Raw genomic sequence first — 16159 nt, forward strand, 5'->3', positions numbered from 1 at the left:
ATGACCGAGACCTGGACCCAGCCGCTCATCTCCGTCGATGTCGTGCCGTTGCGCTACCGCCCGGAGACCGTCGAGGTCGTCCTCGGTCGGCGCGCCTTCGAGCCCTTCGTCGGTGAGCTCGCCCTCCCGGGCGTGCTCATGCAGCGGGAGCGGTCGATCGACGCCGCCGACCGGGCACTGGGGTCGAAGGTGGGCATCGCCGACGCTCAGGTCGTCATCCGCGATGTCGGCATCGAGGATGCCCCGGAGCGGGATCCGCGCGGGCCCACGCTCTCGATCGTCAAGGTCGCCGCGGTTGCACCGGGGCTGACGCCCGAATCCGGTGAGGGTGTGCCTCTCGCCGAGGCGGTCGGGCTTCCGTTCGACCACGACGCCCTCGTCCGGTTGGCGGCCCGCCGCCTGCTCGAGCTGCTGTGGAGCGACCGGGAGGTCACCGAGGCGTTCTTCGGGGAGGCTTTCACCTCCAGGGACGCGTTCCTCGCCCAGGAGCAGCTGGCCGCTGCCGCCGGGGTGGAGAGGACACCGCCGCTGCGGAATCTGCGGCGGCGGATCGAGGAACTCGGGTGGGCGGCACCGACCGGGGAGACCCGCGAGTCCACTGCGCGCGGCGGGCGGCCCACGCTCGTGTGGGCGTGGACTCGGAACTGAGAGCTCGGCTCAGATGCGTTCGGCGATGAGGACGAGGAAGCCGCTGTCGGGTTCGAACGGGTGGATCTCCCAGGTGGCGAGCTTGAGGCTGACGAGCATGCCGCTGGCCTTGACGTCGTCGACGAAGTCGTCGAACTCGTAGCCGCGTCCGGCTCCGAAGCCGGCGACGAAACGGCCGCCGTGCTTGAGCGTCGACCTGATGTTCTCCAGGGTCTGCCGTCTCGAGGCGGGGTCGAGGAAGGCGAGGACGTTGCCCGCGCACACGGCGACGTCGATGTCGGTGATCCCGGCACCGGCGAAGTCGAAGTCGGCGAGGTCGCCGGTGTGCCATTCGCCGGAGGGGAAGTCCTCCTCGGCGACGGCGATGAGGAATTCGTCGAGGTCGACGCCGTAGACGGTGTGGCCGGCCCCGATGAGCAAGCCGCCGACGCGTCCCGTGCCGCAGCCGGCGTCGAGGATGCGGCCTCCCCGCGGGGCCATCGCGTCGACGAAGCGGGCCTCTCCCCCGATGTCGTGTCCGGCGTCGACGAGGCTGCGCCAGCGTTTCGCATAGTTCGCCGAGTGTTCGGGGTTGTTCGCGCGGATCCGGTTCCACTGGTGGTCGAAGCTCATGGCCTCAGTGTAGGCCCACGTGGATCCGCTCGCCCTCCGCGCTGAAGAGCGCGAGGACCTCTGCCGCCGAGGTGGTGGCGCTGACCATTCCGTGGGGTTCCCGGGTGTCGAATTCAGCCGCCTCACCGGTCTCGAGACGGGTGATCGCGGGTCCGAGTTTGAGGTCGACGGTTCCACTGAGCACGTACAGCCATTCGTAGCCGCCGTGTGCCCGCTGGGTGATCGGGTCACCGGGTCGATGTCCGGGCAGGACGATCTTGACCGCCTCGACCGGCGCGTTCCGGCTCGTCAGCGGCAGGAAGACCATGCCGTTGACGCGCACGGGTGTCGGGCGGATCCGCGGATCGCCCGTCGCCGGTGCCCCGACGAGGTCGTCGAGGGCGACCCGGTAGATGCGGGCGAGTCCGATGAGCAGGTCGAGGGTCGCTCGCCTGCGACCCGATTCGAGGCGCGAGAGCGTGCTCACCGAGATTCCGAGGCGCTCGGCGACCTCGCTCAAAGTGAGGCCGCGAGCCGTCCGGGTCTCACGCAGGCGCGGGCCGATGCTCTCGATGACCGGTTCGAGGGCATCAGGATCGACCCTGCCGTGAGGATCGGTCTTCCCGTGCGGGTCGGGCGCAGAGGTGTCCATGGATCCCGACTCTAGCGGTCGGGTCCGCGGTCAGGGCCTCACGCGAAGACCTCGGCGACCACCTCGGCGACGGCGGCGACCGGAGTGGAGGGTGCGGGGGCGGTGAGGACGATGATCTCGCGCCCGCCGGCTCCCGTGATCGGGTGGAGGTCGATGTCGTCGCCGCCGAGGGACATCATGATCGGGGTGGCGAGCGTGAGCCCGAGTCCCGTACCGGCCAGAGCCAGGGCCACCGCGGTGTCGGTGACGATGTGGGTCTCCTTCGCCTGGATCCCCATCGCCGAGGTGGCCAACCGCATCGCGCGACCGAACAGGTCAGGGGCCGGCGGGAGGATCCAGTCCGCCTCGGCGAGGTCGCCCGGGCCGGGCAGCGCGACGCCTGCGGGGGTGACGACACCGAAGTCCTCGGCCGCGACCGTCTGCCAGTGCAGGCCTCGCATCGGCGGCAGGGGCACTGCAGGGTAGTCGATGCCGATGCCCAAGTCGATGGCGCCGTCGATGACGGCGGCGGACATCGTCTCGACGTTGACCTCGCGGGCGCGCACGGCGATGTCGGGGTGACGCTCGGCGAGGAGACGGACGATCGCGGGCAGAGCGAACGTCGACGTCGACCCGAATACGCCGAGGGTGACGATCGCCTCGTGGCCGAAGTCGCGGCCGAGCATCGCGGTCTCCGCCTGCTGCTGGGCGGCGAGGATGGCCTTGGCCCGCGGGAGCAGGGTGCGTCCGGCTTCGGTGAGGACGAGGGCGCGGCCGCGCCGGTGGACGAGTTCGGATCCGATCGTCCGGCGCAGGGCGCTCATGTGCTGGGAGACGGCGCCGATGCTGTAGCCGAGCGCCTCGGCGGCCCGGGTCATCGATCCGCGTTCGGCCACGGCGACGAAGGTCTGCAGCTGCCCCAAGGTCCACGCCACGGTTCGCTCCTTCCCACTCGTTCTCTGTGACCAGCGCCAGCCTGCCCTCTGCGATCAGCGCCAGCCTGCCACCGGTGCCAGTCTGCCGCCGGCGCTCGTCTGCGATCAGCGCTCGTCGGACGATGATCCTCCTCCGCAGATCTCGGCCCTCGACAACCCTCCATCTTTAGGAATCGTGAAAACAGTGTTCACGAACTCTGCCTTGTCCTTAAGTGTGAGGGACAGCACAATGGATGACAAGCCGACGACGAGGTCGGCGGCAGCGAAGCGAGGTGCGGTATGGACGCAGATGTGGTCATCATCGGCGGCGGCGTCATGGGGGCATCGATCGCCTACAACCTCGCCGAGCGCGGAGCGGGCAGGATCGTCCTCGTCGAACGCGACGTCCCGGGTTCGGGCTCGACGTCGAAGGCCGCGGGCGGGGTCCGGTGCCAGTTCTCCGACGAGGTCAACATTGCCCTGTCCGTGCGCAGCCTCGAGATCCTCCGCAGCTTCGAGTCGACGTTCGGCACCGACATCGATCTCGTCTCCAACGGCTACCTCTTCCTCCTCGACTCCCCCGAATCGGCGGAGATGTTCGCAGCCAATGTCGCACTCCAGCAGCGTCTGGGCCTCGATTCGCAGATGCTCACCGTCGACGAGGTGGCCGCACTCGCCCCGTACGTCGACACCACAGGTCTCGTGGCCGGGGCCTTCAATCCCGGTGACGGTCACTGCACACCGGAGGCCGTCGTCGCCGGTTACATCACCGCCGCCCGGGACCGCGGGGTCACGGTGGTCAAGTGCTGCGAGGTCACCGGCATCGTCACCCGAGGTGAGAACGGGAGGCGGAGGATCACCTCGGTGGAGACGACGCAGGGGCCGATCACGTGCTCACAGGTCGTGTGCGCGGCAGGCGCCTGGTCGGGACTCATCGGTGAGATGGCCGGAGTCGATCTGCCCGTGACCCCGCTGCGGCGGGAGATCATGGTGAGCGAACCGGTGGGCTTCGACACCTCGGCGATGCCGTTCACGATCGACTTCTCGTCGAGCTACTACGTCCATCCCGAGGGCAGAGGCCTCCTCTTCGGCTGTCCCGACGCCGAGGACCGGTGGGGGTTCGACGAACGCCGCGACCCAGACTGGCTGTTCACCCTCTCCGAACTCATCGGCGCCCGCACCCCGGACCTCGCCGACGTCGAGGTCAAACGCGGCTGGGCGGGACTCTACGAGATGACTCCCGACCACAATGCGCTCATCGGACAGGCGCGGGAGCTCGACGGCTTCACCTATGCGTGCGGGTTCTCCGGCCACGGCTTCCTCATGGGACCGGCTGTCGGGGAGGTCGTCGCCGACCTCATGACCGGACGCACCCCGCTGACCGATGTGGCCCCGCTCGATAAGGACCGGTTCGCGCGCAGCGGCCTGCGCAAGGAGCTCAACATCGTGTGACCATGTCGCTCCCTTCTCCCGACGAATCAGCCATCCCGACCCCGGTAACCGCACACTAGCCTCCGCCACTGACACAGACACCGACACCGACACCGACACGATGCTCACACCGACACAGATTGGACCGCCATGACCGCGACCACCGCACCGACCACCCTTCCCGACGACGAGACCATCGCGGGCCTCCTCGATGACGGACTTCGGGCCTGCGGCGTCGACGCGTCCGTCCTCGCCCCGGACGCGGCGACCGGGGTGACGCTGACGGCCCGCTCTCCCATCACCGGCCAGGTCCTCGCAACGCTCGCCGCGGATTCCCCGGCGACCGCCTCGGCGAAGATCGGGCAAGCCGCCGAGGCCTTCGAGACCTGGCGGGACGTGCCCGCCCCGGTGCGCGGTCAGCTCGTGACCCGCTGGGGTCAGCTGCTCGCCGAGCACAAGGAGGAGCTCGCGAAGATCGTCACCGTCGAGGCCGGGAAGACCCCGTCGGAGGCTGCCGGCGAGGTGCAGGAGATGATCGACATCTGCGAATTCGCCCTCGGTCAGTCCCGGCAGCTGTGGGGCAAGACGATGCCGAGCGAACGCCCCGGTCACCGGCTCATGGAGACGTGGCATCCTTTGGGCGTCGTCGGGGTCATCTCCGCGTTCAACTTCCCCGTGGCCGTGTATTCGTGGAACACCGCCCTTGCGCTCGTCGCCGGGGACGCGGTCGTGTGGAAGCCGTCGGAGAACGCCGTCCTCGCCGCCCTCGGGGCGCAGTCCCTGCTCGCCCGGGCCGCCGCCGAGGTGGGGGTGCCCGACGGTCTCGTGCCTGTCCTCATCGGCGGGCGGGACATCGGCGATGCCATGGTCCGCGACGACCGCGTCGCGTTGGTCTCGGCGACGGGGTCGGTGCGGATGGGCCGTGAGGTGGGGCCGGTGGTGGCCGAGCGCTTCGGTCGGGTGCTGCTCGAACTCGGCGGGAACAACGGTGCGATCGTCGCCCCGAGTGCCGACATCGACCTCGCCCTGCGCGGCGTCGTCTTCGCTGCGGCGGGAACGGCCGGGCAGCGGTGCACGACCCTGCGCCGCCTCATCGTCCATGAGTCGATCGCCGAGGAGTTCGTCGAGCGGATCGTCGCAGCCTACCGGACGCTGAGCATCGGCTCCCCCACCGAGGACGGGGTGCTCGTCGGCCCGCTCATCAACGCAGCCGCGTATGAGGGGATGCAGGAGGCGCTGCGGCAAGCCGAGGACGAGGGTGGTGAGGTCCTCGTCGGCGGTGGTCGCGTGCTCGCCGAGGAGCGCCCGGACGCCCACTTCGTCGAACCCGCGGTCGTGCAGATGCCGGCGCAGACTCCGGTGATGGAGTCCGAGACCTTCGCCCCGATCCTCTACGTCGTCACGTACACCGACCTCGACGAGGCGATCGCGATCCACAACGGCGTACCGCAGGGCCTGTCTTCGGCGATCTTCACCTCGGACCTCGCCGAGGCGGAGACCTTCCTCTCCCACTCCGACTGCGGGATCGCCAACGTCAACATCGGCACCTCGGGGGCGGAGATCGGAGGAGCCTTCGGCGGGGAGAAGGAGACCGGCGGCGGCCGGGAGTCCGGCTCGGATTCGTGGAAGGCCTACATGCGGCAGGCCACGAACACGATCAACTACTCCGGTGAGCTGCCACTTGCTCAGGGCGTCGAATTCCTGTGACACACCACGGCTGAAGTAGGCTGGGAGGATGGCAGACACCCCTCTCATTCCCTCCGCCTACGACATCGCGTGGTCGGGCTTCGTCGTCGTGGCGATCGTTCTCGTCGTGTGGTCGATGGTGAGCATCTGCCGTTCGGACTTCGACCCGCGGGCACGCCTGGTGTGGGCGCTCATCGCCCTGTTCCTGCCGGTGCTGGGTTCCCTGCTGTGGTTCTACTACCGCCGGCTTCCCCGCGCTGGGGCGTGAGGAGCGAGCGACTCCGATGATGCCGGGAACTGTCGAACTGGTCCTGGTGGGGATCATCGTTGTGGGATTCGCGCTCTTCGTCTGGGCGCTGGTCAGCATTCTGCAATCACGACTGGAGTCGGCCGCGAAGCTCGCGTGGGCGTTCCTCGTCTTCCTCTTCCCGGTCGCCGGCCCCATCGTGTGGCTGGTCTACCGTGCTGCGACGTCACCGCCCCGCTGATCAGCGCAACGCGCTCTGCCCCTCGTCGCCGTCGCAGCGACGTTTCGTCTTCTTCCGGTGCTCCAGCAGCAGTGCGACCAGGCCTCCCAAGGAGACGAGCGGGAAGACGATGAGCCACAGCGGCCACGCCCGGTCCCCGTTGCGCAACGCTTCCTCCCCGGTGAAGAAAGACATCGCAAGCGACGACCCGAGGATGAAGGCGACGACGAGGTTCCTCATGTTTCCGAAACTACCGATCCTGGCTACCCGATTCAACAACCTCAGTTGTCGCTCTTGAGACTGGGCAACCCGACAGGCATCCTGGGGACGTGAGAGAACTAGAATTGCCGGTGAGCACTGACGACAAGGAGCACACCTGTGATTGAGCTGAAGACCCCCGCCGAGATCGACAAGATGGCGGTGACCGGTCGCTTCGTGGCGAAGACGCTGACCGAACTCTCCGAAACTGCCGAACCGGGCATGAACCTCATGCACCTGGAGAAGCGGGCCCGGAAGCTCATCGAGGACGCCGGCGCGAAGTCCTGCTACTGGGACTACGCCCCGTCCTTCGGCTCGGGCCCCTTCCGCAACGTCATCTGCCTCTCGGTCAACGACGGCGTCCTCCACGGCAAGCCGCACGACTACGTCATGCAGAACGGCGACCTCCTCACCCTCGACTTCGCGGTCGCCATCGACGGCTGGGTCGCCGACGCCGCCCGCTCCGTCGTCGTCGGCGAAGGCACCGATGCGGACCAGCGTCTCATCGACTCGACGTGGGCCGGGCTGGAAGCCGGTATCAACGCCGCCCAGGCGGGCGGCCGCCTCGGCGACATCTCCCAGGCGATCGGCGACGTCGCCGACGAACAGCGCATCCCGGTCAACCTCGACTTCGGCGGACACGGACTCGGACACACGATGCACGAGGACCCGCACGTCGCCAACCGCGGCAAGGGCGGACGCGGCATGGTCCTCAAACCGGGTCTCACCCTGGCGATCGAACCGTGGTGGTCGTTCACCTCGAAGAAGCTCAAGGTCGACCAGGACGGATGGACGCTGCGGCTGGCCGACGGGTCGAACGGTGCCCATTCGGAGAACACGATCGCCATCACCGAGGATGGACCTCGGGTGCTCACCGTCGTCGACTGAAGGCTGTAACCGTCCATGACGGTCGGTCTGTGTCAGTGCCCCGTGGCAGGATGATCCCATGTCTTTCACCTGCACCGAATGCGGCTACTCATGCGTCAAATGGCTCGGACGCTGCCCCGAATGCCAAGCCTGGGGAACGCTCGAGGAGAAGGGCGCGACCACCTCGAGCGTGAAGACGAAGGTGAAGAAGTCCGCCGGCGCAAAGTCGATCACCCAGGTCGACTCCACCCTCGCAGTGGCACGCAAGACCTACGTCGACGAATTCGACCGCGTGCTCGGCGGCGGCATCGTGCCCGGCGGAGTCATTCTCCTCTCCGGCGAACCCGGCGTCGGCAAGTCGACGCTCCTCCTCGACGTCGCAGCCCGGGCCGCGAAATTCGAGAACACCGTCCTCTACGTCACCGGTGAGGAATCGGCCGGACAGGTCAGACTCCGCGCTGACCGAACCAACGCCCTCGAGGAGAACCTCCTGCTGGCCGCGGAGACGGACCTCGGCTCAGTGCTCGGCATGATCGAAGCCGAGAACCCCGACCTGCTCATCGTCGACTCCATCCAGACTTTGGCCTCCTCCGAGGTCGACGGCGTGCCCGGCGGCGTCACCCAGGTCCGCGAGGTTGCCGCGGCCCTCATCCGCGAAGCGAAGTCCCGGTCGCTCTCAACCGTCCTCGTCGGCCACATCACGAAGGACGGCACGATCGCCGGACCCCGCCTCCTCGAACACCTCGTCGACGTCGTGTGCACGTTCGAAGGCGAGAAGCACTCACGCCTGCGGATGCTCAGGGCGATCAAGAACCGGTTCGGCCCCACCGACGAGGTCGGCTGCTTCGACATGGCGGAGAACGGGATCAAGAGCCTCGAGGACCCCTCAGGTCTGTTCCTCTCCCGCTCCTCAGGTTCCACTCCCCCGGGCACGTGCCTGACCGTGACGCAGGAGGGCAAACGGCCGCTGCTCGTCGAGGTGCAGTCACTGGTCACCGAGTCAGCGGCAGGACAGTCGCGTCGGTCGGTCTCCGGAGTCGACTCCTCACGGGTCGCGATGATGCTCGCCGTGCTCAGTCAGAACATCAGCGCGGTCAACTTCGCGAAGTCCGATGTCTTCACCGCCACCGTCGGCGGGGCCAAACTCTCCGAACCGGCCAGCGACTTGGCGATCTGCCTGTCCCTGGCCTCGGCGGCCCTCGGCAGGCCGCTGTACGCGAAGTTCGTCGCGATCGGCGAGATCAGCCTCTCCGGGGAGATCCGCAATGTGCCCAACCTCGGCCAGCGACTCTCCGAGGCGGCCAGACTGGGGATGACGCGGGCGATCGTCGCCCATGGAGCGCTGCGCAATGTCGCCGTCCCCGATGGGATGGTCGTCAGGGAGTGCGAGCACATCGCCGAGGCGGTAGCGACCGTGGTCAAGGAGAAGGCGAAGGATCCCGCCGCAGGCCAGTGACGTTGGAGAAAGTCCGGGACATCGGAGGCGAAACAGGGCATGCTTGATAGATGACGACCACAGTGTTTCCGGCGCTGAGGACAACCGATGTGGAGGCCACGACCACCATACTCGTCACCCTCGGCTTCACCGAGCGGCTCACGGTTCTCGATGACGACGACCCGAGTCTCGTCCTCCACGCCGAATATGCGCTCGGCGAGACGGGTGGGATCATGATCGGATCCGTGCGCCATGACGGTTCAGCCCTCGACAGCGTCGGCGGTGCCTCGATCTACATCGTCGTGCCCACCGAACGGGAGGTCGACCGCCTGTACCGGGAGATCCGCGAGCTCGGGCACGCGATCGTGCGGCCCGTGGCCACACAACCCCATGGCGGCCGCGAATTCGACTTCCGCGACCACGACGGGAACTCGTGGGGAGTCGGCTCCTATCGCGGCGCCTGAGCCCTGTCCGGTCGCACAGTCGCGATCAGGGAGAGTTCGAATCCTTCTCCCCGGAAGAGGGGTCCGCGGTCTTCTTCTCCTCGGACTTCTTCTCCTCTTCCTTCGCCTTCTTCTCCTCGGCGGCTTTCTTCTCCTTGGCCTTCGTCGCTTCGTCCTTCTCGAGTTCGAAGGTCGCGGGCTTGCTCTCCTTATCCCCGAGCTTGACGACGAGGTCGTACTTGCCGGGGGCGAAGCCCTTGTCGGTCTTGTTGCAGTTCTTGTCGACCCGGATGCGGTTCCACTCGAACTGGGCAGTCTTCTGAGACGCCGGGGCGAACTCCGTCGGGGCCTCCGCGTTCTCGTCCTTGTCGGCGGCGCAGTACCGTGAGGACCACACGACGTCAGAGCCCTGTTTGACGATGAATTCCTGCTGCTTGGTGCCGACCTCGATGAGGCACGTGGCGTTGTGGTTGTTCGCCACGGTCATCTCGAACTTCGGCTTCGTGTTCTCGTCGTAGCTCTTCTTATCGGCCTTCGCGCTCACGGCGACGGCGCTGCCCGGGCAGGCACCGCTCGCGGCCTGCTTGTCGGGGACAGGGGCCTGCGGTGTGGGCGAGGCAGAAGTCGCGACAGGCTCCGCGACCGGTTCCGTCCCGCCGCCGGTGAGAGCCTTCGTGATTCCGGCGATGCCGAGCACGAGAAGACCGATGACGACGAGGCTGAGCACAGCCAGCGTGATCCGGCGTCGACGATAGACGTGTGCCGGCAGCTTCCCGCTAGACTGGCGGGGCTGCTTCGGCTGCGAACCACGATCGGAAGGAGTCATCGCAATGAGCCTAGGCAATTGCGATTGAGCATCCAAATGACACACCGCACCACGTCTGAAACTGGGATCGCCCCCACAGCTGCGCCCTTCCCGACGGTCTCCCCCGGCGAGGTCGAGTTCGTGCAGGCGACGATCATCGACTGGTTCGCCACCGCCGAACGCCCTCTGCCGTGGCGAGACCCGGCGACCACCGCGTGGGCGGTGCTCGTCAGCGAGATCATGTCCCAGCAGACCCCGGTCTCCCGTGTCGAACCCCGCTGGCGGGCATGGATGGCGAAGTGGCCGACCCCTGCCGATCTTGCCACCGCCCCCACCGCCGAGGTGCTCCACAGCTGGGACCGGCTCGGTTACCCCCGCAGGGCGCTGAGGCTCCAGGAAGCCGCTCGGGTCATCGCTGAGGACCTGGACAACCGAGTCCCCACCACCGCCGCCGAGCTCGAGGCGCTGCCCGGCATCGGCTCCTACACCGCGGCCGCGGTCGCCTCGTTCGCCCACGGACAGCGCACGACCGTGCTCGACACGAATGTCCGCCGCGTGCTCGTGCGCGTCTTCGCCGGCCGGGACCGACCCACGACCTCCCCGAGCCGCCGGGAGACGCAGTGGGCTGAACAGTTCGTCCCTGCAGTCGAGCATGTGCGGTGGAACGCCGGAGTCATGGAGTTCGGTGCCCTGGTGTGCACCGCCCGCAACCCGAAGTGCGACGATTGCCCGCTCGCCGAGGTGTGCGCCTGGAACCGCTCAGGCCGACCCGCCTCGACGGAGAGACCGAAGACCCAGAAGTGGGCGGGCACCGACCGGCAGCTGCGCGGGGCGATCATGGACGTCCTCAAGGCCGCGCACGAAGAGACCCTCGACGACGCAGAGAACGATCGACTCGACGGCGTTCCCTTCGATCTGTTCACCGCCACGACGGCCGAACTCGATGAGAACATGGTCGAATCCCTCGGAACGGCCACCTCGGCGAAGCTGAGGACGATGCGCGACCTCAGCGCTGATGCTCAGCGGATCTCGCGCCTGGCAGCCGATCTCGTCGCGGACGGTCTGGCCGCCCAGCACGGGGACCGGCTCAGCCTGCCGCGGTGACGGATCGACCGGCGAACGGAGCGGACAGGGCCTCGACCACGTCGATGACCGTACGGCGGACACAAACCCCGACCGGCAGTCGCCGACGCCGAGAGGGCACTCGTCTGATGTTCGCCTCGAGATCGTCGAGCAGATCCTCGAGCAGCGCATCGTGCAAGGGCAGGATGAGGCCGGTGAGCACGATCCCCGGTGCATGCACCTCGAGTTCGTGGGCTAGCCGGGTTCCGTGATCGGTCGATTCGAGGCGGAACTCATGTCCACCGACGAATCCACCAGCAGGATCGAAGGCGAAACGCACCCACGTACCTTCTTCGACCTCGGCAACGTGATAGCGGATGGGCCCATGGCCGCCCTTGCTGCCGATGGCGACTCCTCGATCGAGTCTCAATGCCGGCCAGCGATCGCTGGGCCAGAGGCAATCGGCGGCAGTGCCGAGTCGCTCGACGAGCGCCCACACCTCCTCGGCGCTTGCGGGAACTTCTCGCTGATGGACGTTGCGCAGCACGGTGGATGACGAGGTGGACATGACTCCTCAATACGTTGGCGTATGGAACTAACCATACGCCCCCGTACGGTAAACTGCCACCATGCCGAAGGAGACTGCTCAGAGAACCCGGCTCAGCCGAGCTGATTGGATCGAGGCCGCCACCCGCTTCGGAGTCGAGCGGGGGTTCGACAACCTCGCTGTCGAACCGCTGGCCGCACGATTGGGAACGACGAAGGGCAGCTTCTACTGGCACTTCGCCAACCGCGCGGATCTCCTCGACGCTGTCATGGAGACCTGGGAGGAGACGGCCACGCGAGCCGTGATCGCTGAGATCGCCGATCAGGATCCCGACCGCGCACTCGTCTCGCTCATCGACATCGTTCTCGGCAGTTCCGACAACGATGCACTCGAGTGGAAGCTGGTGAACTCCAGCGATCATCCACAGATCGCGCCCGCGGTCACTCGCGTACACGCCCTGCGCATCAGCTACCTCACCGAGCTGTTCAAACGCCGGGGCCTGTCCGCGACCCGGGCGGACGCGCGAGCACGGGTCCTCTACGCCGCCTACCTCGGCAACCTCGCCCTCCTCAGCGACCCTAGGACCTCACCCGTGCGGAATCGTGCAGCACTGCGTCGGGAATTCATCGCCATCGCCGAGGCACCGTGAACCTCGCTGCGCAGGCCTAGAGGTACTTGATCATCCGGGTGTTGCCCAAGGTGTTCGGTTTGACGCGGGCGAGATCGAGGAACTCGGCGACGCCTTCGTCGGCGGAGTGGAGAAGCTCGACGTAGACCTCGGGTGAGACGGGGATGCCCTTGATCGGTTCGAACCCGAGTGAACCGAAGAAACCGGTCTCGAAGGTGAGGCAGAAGACCCGGTTCACCCCGATCTCCACGGCGTCGGCGAGCAGCTGGCGGATGAGCGCTTTGCCCACACCCCTGCCCCGGTAGTCCGGCGAGGTCGCCACGGTGCGCGCCTCAGCGAGGTCAGCCCAGATGATGTGCAGGGCGGCACAGCCGGCGAGGATCTCGCTGCCGTCGGGCTGGACGTCGACGACGAGCCAGAACTCCTGGAGGGACTCGAAGTAGGTCACGGTGTCCTTGGCGAGCAGGATCCGCTCGTCGGCCAAAGGGGCGACGAGGGCCTCGATGCCTTTGACGTCGGAGGTCCTCGCCCGGCGCAGACGCAGACCGCTGGGCAGACCGTGCGTCTGGTGGTGGTCGGAGGCGACGAGACCGTGGTCGAAGGCGACGAGACCGTGGTCGAAGGCGGCTGAGCTCATCCCCTCATTCAACACCATCCTCGGCGAGGTGATGATCCGGATCCGCATCCGCATTCCTGCCCTCCAGTCCGACCCCCGCGCGCGTGACTGGGCGCAGACAGCGAAGCGACCCCGGGCCGAGGACCGAAGTCCTCAGGCCAGGGGCCGCTTCACAGCCTGCCCGCTGAGCGGACCGCGTGGATCAGGAGGCCGAACCCGAGGGGCTCGAACCGGCACCGGCGAGCTCCCCGCCGGACTCCTGGTCATCGGAGCTCGACGTCGGGAACGTCTCGGTCTCGACGCCGTCGAAGGTGAACGTCGCGTCCTTGCCTTCGCCCTTGACGTCGACCTTGATCGTCTGCCCGCGTCCGATCTCCTTGAACAGGATCTTCTCCGAGAGCTGATCCTCGATCTCGAGCTGGATCGTCCGGCGCAGCGGACGGGCACCGAGCACGGGATCGTAGCCGCGATCGGCCAGAAGGTTCTTGGCCGCATCGGTGAGCTCGACCTTCATGCCCTGGTCCGCCAGACGCGTGTCGAGGCGCTCGAGGAAGAGATCGACGATCTCGATGATCTCCTCCTTGTTCAGCTGCGGGAACACGATCGTGTCGTCGACGCGGTTGAGGAACTCGGGACGGAAGTGCTGCTTGAGCTCCTCATTGACCCGCTGCTTCATCCGGTCGTAGTTGGTCTTGGTGTCACCCTCGACCTGGAAGCCCATCTGCAGACCACTGGAGACGTCGCGCGTACCCAGGTTGGTCGTCATGATGATGATCGTGTTCTTGAAGTCGACCTCACGACCCTGCGAGTCGGTTAGACGGCCGTCCTCGAGGATCTGCAGCAGCGAGTTGAAGATATCCGAGTGAGCCTTCTCCACCTCATCGAAGAGCACCACCGAGAACGGCTTGCGACGCACCTTCTCGGTGAGCTGGCCGCCCTCTTCGTAGCCGACGTAGCCGGGAGGCGAACCGAAGAGACGCGAGACCGTGTGCTTCTCCGAGTACTCCGACATGTCGAGGCTGATGAGCGAATCCTCATCCCCGAAGAGGAACTCGGCGAGAGCCTTGGCAAGCTCGGTCTTACCCACGCCGGTGGGACCGGCGAAGATGAACGAACCGGAGGGACGCTTCGGATCCTTCAGCCCGGCCCGCGTGCGACGGATCGCCCGCGAGATCGACTTGACCGCGTCGTTCTGACCGATGATGCGCTTGTGCAGCTCGTCCTCCATCCGCAGCAGACGCGAGGACTCCTCCTCGGTGAGCTTGAAGATCGGGATGCCCGTGGCGGAGGCGAGGACCTCGGCGATGAGATCGGCGTCGACGGTGGCAGAGGTGTCCTTGCCGCCCTTGCGCCACGCCTCGGTCTGCTCCTCCTTCTCGTGCTGGAGCTTCATCTCCGTGTCGCGCTCGGAGGCGGCGAGCTCGAAGTCCTGAGCATCGATCGCAGCTTCCTTGCGGTGACGGGCCTCGAGGATCTTCTCCTCGAGATCACGGATCTCCTGCGGCACCGACAGACGCGAGATGCGCAGCTTCGCACCGGCTTCGTCGATGAGGTCGATCGCCTTGTCCGGCAGGTACCGGTCGTTGATGTAGCGGTCGGACATGTTCACCGCGGCCGCGAGTGCACCCTCGGTGATCGTCACCTTGTGGTGCGCTTCGTACTTGTCGCGCAGGCCCTTGAGGATCTCGATCGAGTGCGCGAGAGAGGGCTCGGGCACCTGGATCGGCTGGAAGCGGCGCTCGAGGGCCGCATCCTTCTCGATGTGCTTGCGGTACTCGTCGAGCGTCGTCGCACCGATCGTCTGCAGCTCACCGCGGGCGAGCATCGGCTTGAGGATCGAGGCGGCGTCGATCGCGCCTTCGGCGGCACCGGCACCCACGAGGGTGTGGATCTCGTCGATGAAGAGGATGATGTCTCCGCGCGTGCGGATCTCCTTGAGCACCTTCTTCAGACGTTCCTCGAAGTCACCGCGGTAGCGGGAACCGGCGACGAGGGAGCCGAGATCGAGCGTGTAGAGCTGCTTGTCGGTGAGGATCTCCGGGACCTCGCCGTTGACGATGGCCTGCGCGAGGCCTTCGACGACGGCGGTCTTGCCGACGCCGGGCTCACCGATGAGGACCGGGTTGTTCTTCGTCCGGCGCGAGAGGATCTGCATGACCCGCTGCATCTGCTCGTGCCGACCGATGACCGGGTCGAGCTTGCCCTCACGCGCGGCAGCGGTGAGGTTGCGACCGAACTGGTCGAGGACGAGCGAACCCGACGGAGTGCCCTCTTCGCGTCCGCCGGCGGCCACGGGCTCCTTGCCCTGGTAGCCGGAGAGGAGCTTGATGACTTCCTGGCGCACCCGGCCGAGGTCCGCGCCGAGTTTGACGAGGACCTGAGCGGCCACGCCTTCGCCTTCGCGGATGAGTCCGAGCAGGATGTGCTCGGTGCCGATGTAGCTGTGGCCCAGCTGGAGTGCCTCACGGAGGCTGAGCTCGAGGACCTTCTTCGCACGCGGCGTGAACGGGATGTGACCGCTCGGCGCCTGCTGTCCCTGCCCGATGATCTCCTGCACCTGGTCGCGCACCTGCTCGAGGGAGATGTCCATCCCCTCGAGTGCCTTGGCTGCCAGGCCCTCACCCTCATGGATGAGTCCGAGCAGGATGTGCTCGGTGCCGATGTAGTTATGCTTGAGGAGTTTGGCCTCTTCCTGGGCGAGCACCACCACTCGGCGGGCTCGGTCAGTGAACCGCTCGAACATATTCACCCTCCTGGAGTCTTCGTATTCTGTAGAGCGTAACGACCCTCTCCCCGGATCTATTGCACGTTTCGCCCTCAGCCGAAACCGTTCGGCTCAGGGCGAAATCGAGACGCCGCCCGAGTTGCGTGCCCGAGCCGCACCGCGCACCGGGACTCATTCACGGTTCGGAACCGAACGGCGCCCGGATGGCCGCCACGTCGTATCGGCACACCCGACGACCGATGCGAGGCGGACAACGGCTCTTGTGGACAAGGATTTACCGGCTCTTCGCAGCTGAGAGTGTAGTCGGGTTGGGCGCGTCGGTGCCTGGATAGGGGTCGAGGCCCTCCGAGGATGGAAGTTCTGACACTGCCCATCCTGAGGACCTCGACATGGATCACGCTACCT

The 16159-nt window shown here is 66.9% G+C and carries 18 protein-coding genes; 10 read left to right on the top strand and 8 right to left on the bottom strand.

Annotated features, from left to right (window positions below):
- A complete protein-coding gene (locus tag AACX88_RS14720; RefSeq protein ID WP_339393630.1) occupies positions 1-648 on the top strand; it encodes an NUDIX hydrolase in 648 nt (215 codons plus the stop codon).
- Between the two features lie 9 nt (positions 649-657).
- On the opposite strand, the gene AACX88_RS14725 is transcribed toward AACX88_RS14720, so the two are convergent.
- The 3 genes from AACX88_RS14725 to AACX88_RS14735 are packed head-to-tail and all read right to left on the bottom strand — an operon-like array spanning position 658 to position 2805.
- The gene (locus AACX88_RS14725) at positions 658-1260 is read right to left on the bottom strand and encodes a class I SAM-dependent methyltransferase (protein ID WP_339393631.1); all 603 of its coding nucleotides are present in this window, start codon (positions 1258-1260) and stop codon (positions 658-660) included.
- Between the two features lie 4 nt (positions 1261-1264).
- Positions 1265-1891, bottom strand: a complete 627-nt coding sequence (locus AACX88_RS14730) for a helix-turn-helix domain-containing protein (protein WP_339393632.1) — start codon at positions 1889-1891, stop codon at positions 1265-1267.
- Between the two features lie 38 nt (positions 1892-1929).
- Positions 1930-2805, bottom strand: coding sequence for a LysR family transcriptional regulator (locus tag AACX88_RS14735; protein ID WP_339393633.1), 876 nt, complete (start codon positions 2803-2805; stop codon positions 1930-1932).
- Between the two features lie 279 nt (positions 2806-3084).
- Between AACX88_RS14735 and AACX88_RS14740 the strand changes: the two genes are divergently transcribed.
- The 4 genes from AACX88_RS14740 (at position 3085) to AACX88_RS14755 (ending at position 6389) form a co-directional block, all read left to right on the top strand.
- The gene (locus AACX88_RS14740; RefSeq protein ID WP_339393634.1) at positions 3085-4236 is read left to right on the top strand and encodes an NAD(P)/FAD-dependent oxidoreductase; all 1152 of its coding nucleotides are present in this window, start codon (positions 3085-3087) and stop codon (positions 4234-4236) included.
- Between the two features lie 129 nt (positions 4237-4365).
- Entirely contained in the window at positions 4366-5922 is a 1557-nt protein-coding gene (gene amaB, locus AACX88_RS14745; protein ID WP_339393635.1) for an L-piperidine-6-carboxylate dehydrogenase, read from the top strand.
- Positions 5923-5950: 28 nt separating this feature from the next.
- Complete coding sequence (locus AACX88_RS14750; protein WP_339393636.1) at positions 5951-6169, top strand: PLD nuclease N-terminal domain-containing protein; 219 nt, start codon at positions 5951-5953, stop codon at positions 6167-6169.
- Between the two features lie 16 nt (positions 6170-6185).
- On the top strand, positions 6186-6389 hold the full coding sequence (locus AACX88_RS14755; protein WP_339393637.1) for a PLD nuclease N-terminal domain-containing protein: 204 nt from the start codon (positions 6186-6188) through the stop codon (positions 6387-6389).
- Here the strand turns inward: AACX88_RS14755 and AACX88_RS14760 are convergent, their stop codons facing one another.
- Complete coding sequence (locus AACX88_RS14760; RefSeq protein ID WP_339393638.1) at positions 6390-6608, bottom strand: hypothetical protein; 219 nt, start codon at positions 6606-6608, stop codon at positions 6390-6392.
- A 138-nt stretch (positions 6609-6746) separates the two neighbouring features.
- Here AACX88_RS14760 and map point away from each other — a divergent pair, with 138 nt between their 5' ends.
- The 3 genes from map to AACX88_RS14775 are packed head-to-tail and all read left to right on the top strand — an operon-like array spanning position 6747 to position 9392.
- The gene (gene map, locus AACX88_RS14765; protein ID WP_339393639.1) at positions 6747-7514 is read left to right on the top strand and encodes a type I methionyl aminopeptidase; all 768 of its coding nucleotides are present in this window, start codon (positions 6747-6749) and stop codon (positions 7512-7514) included.
- Positions 7515-7572: 58 nt separating this feature from the next.
- The gene (gene radA, locus AACX88_RS14770; RefSeq protein ID WP_339393640.1) at positions 7573-8949 is read left to right on the top strand and encodes a DNA repair protein RadA; all 1377 of its coding nucleotides are present in this window, start codon (positions 7573-7575) and stop codon (positions 8947-8949) included.
- A gap of 50 nt (positions 8950-8999) precedes the next feature.
- Entirely contained in the window at positions 9000-9392 is a 393-nt protein-coding gene (locus AACX88_RS14775) for a VOC family protein (RefSeq protein WP_339393641.1), read from the top strand.
- Positions 9393-9417: 25 nt separating this feature from the next.
- Here AACX88_RS14775 and AACX88_RS14780 read toward each other — a convergent pair whose 3' ends face one another.
- A complete protein-coding gene (locus AACX88_RS14780) occupies positions 9418-10197 on the bottom strand; it encodes a hypothetical protein (RefSeq protein WP_339393642.1) in 780 nt (259 codons plus the stop codon).
- A 36-nt stretch (positions 10198-10233) separates the two neighbouring features.
- On the opposite strand from AACX88_RS14780, the gene AACX88_RS14785 reads away from it, so the two are divergent.
- A complete protein-coding gene (locus tag AACX88_RS14785; RefSeq protein WP_339393643.1) occupies positions 10234-11280 on the top strand; it encodes an HhH-GPD family protein in 1047 nt (348 codons plus the stop codon).
- On the opposite strand, the gene AACX88_RS14790 is transcribed toward AACX88_RS14785, so the two are convergent.
- Entirely contained in the window at positions 11264-11806 is a 543-nt protein-coding gene (locus tag AACX88_RS14790) for an SRPBCC family protein (RefSeq protein WP_339393644.1), read from the bottom strand. The two genes, AACX88_RS14785 and AACX88_RS14790, sit on opposite strands and share 17 nt — an antisense overlap.
- A gap of 61 nt (positions 11807-11867) precedes the next feature.
- Between AACX88_RS14790 and AACX88_RS14795 the strand changes: the two genes are divergently transcribed.
- Positions 11868-12434: a TetR/AcrR family transcriptional regulator gene (locus AACX88_RS14795; RefSeq protein WP_339393645.1), complete on the top strand. Its 567-nt coding sequence runs from the start codon at positions 11868-11870 to the stop codon at positions 12432-12434.
- Positions 12435-12450: 16 nt separating this feature from the next.
- Here AACX88_RS14795 and AACX88_RS14800 read toward each other — a convergent pair whose 3' ends face one another.
- Both AACX88_RS14800 and AACX88_RS14805 read right to left on the bottom strand, forming a co-directional pair.
- Positions 12451-13050: an amino-acid N-acetyltransferase gene (locus AACX88_RS14800; protein ID WP_339393646.1), complete on the bottom strand. Its 600-nt coding sequence runs from the start codon at positions 13048-13050 to the stop codon at positions 12451-12453.
- A gap of 181 nt (positions 13051-13231) precedes the next feature.
- Positions 13232-15772: an ATP-dependent Clp protease ATP-binding subunit gene (locus tag AACX88_RS14805; protein WP_339393647.1), complete on the bottom strand. Its 2541-nt coding sequence runs from the start codon at positions 15770-15772 to the stop codon at positions 13232-13234.
- Between the last annotated feature and the right edge of the window lie 387 nt (positions 15773-16159).

It is taken from the genome of Brevibacterium metallidurans, from assembly GCF_037101285.1.
In the GTDB taxonomy this organism is placed as follows: Bacteria; Actinomycetota; Actinomycetes; order Actinomycetales; family Brevibacteriaceae; genus Brevibacterium; species Brevibacterium metallidurans.

Bases quoted from the DNA above. Each gene is read 5' to 3' on its own strand.
- AACX88_RS14720 (WP_339393630.1), top strand. From the start codon at position 1: ATGACCGAGACCTGGACCCAGCCGCTCATCTCCGTCGATGTCGTGCCG.
- AACX88_RS14725 (WP_339393631.1), bottom strand. From the start codon at position 1,260: ATGAGCTTCGACCACCAGTGGAACCGGATCCGCGCGAACAACCCCGAA.
- AACX88_RS14730 (WP_339393632.1), bottom strand. From the start codon at position 1,891: ATGGACACCTCTGCGCCCGACCCGCACGGGAAGACCGATCCTCACGGC.
- AACX88_RS14740 (WP_339393634.1), top strand. From the start codon at position 3,085: ATGGACGCAGATGTGGTCATCATCGGCGGCGGCGTCATGGGGGCATCG.
- amaB (WP_339393635.1), top strand. From the start codon at position 4,366: ATGACCGCGACCACCGCACCGACCACCCTTCCCGACGACGAGACCATC.
- AACX88_RS14750 (WP_339393636.1), top strand. From the start codon at position 5,951: ATGGCAGACACCCCTCTCATTCCCTCCGCCTACGACATCGCGTGGTCG.
- AACX88_RS14755 (WP_339393637.1), top strand. From the start codon at position 6,186: ATGATGCCGGGAACTGTCGAACTGGTCCTGGTGGGGATCATCGTTGTG.
- AACX88_RS14760 (WP_339393638.1), bottom strand. From the start codon at position 6,608: ATGAGGAACCTCGTCGTCGCCTTCATCCTCGGGTCGTCGCTTGCGATG.
- radA (WP_339393640.1), top strand. From the start codon at position 7,573: ATGTCTTTCACCTGCACCGAATGCGGCTACTCATGCGTCAAATGGCTC.
- AACX88_RS14775 (WP_339393641.1), top strand. From the start codon at position 9,000: ATGACGACCACAGTGTTTCCGGCGCTGAGGACAACCGATGTGGAGGCC.
- AACX88_RS14780 (WP_339393642.1), bottom strand. From the start codon at position 10,197: ATGACTCCTTCCGATCGTGGTTCGCAGCCGAAGCAGCCCCGCCAGTCT.
- AACX88_RS14785 (WP_339393643.1), top strand. From the start codon at position 10,234: ATGACACACCGCACCACGTCTGAAACTGGGATCGCCCCCACAGCTGCG.
- AACX88_RS14790 (WP_339393644.1), bottom strand. From the start codon at position 11,806: ATGTCCACCTCGTCATCCACCGTGCTGCGCAACGTCCATCAGCGAGAA.
- AACX88_RS14795 (WP_339393645.1), top strand. From the start codon at position 11,868: ATGCCGAAGGAGACTGCTCAGAGAACCCGGCTCAGCCGAGCTGATTGG.
- AACX88_RS14800 (WP_339393646.1), bottom strand. From the start codon at position 13,050: ATGAGCTCAGCCGCCTTCGACCACGGTCTCGTCGCCTTCGACCACGGT.
- AACX88_RS14805 (WP_339393647.1), bottom strand. From the start codon at position 15,772: ATGTTCGAGCGGTTCACTGACCGAGCCCGCCGAGTGGTGGTGCTCGCC.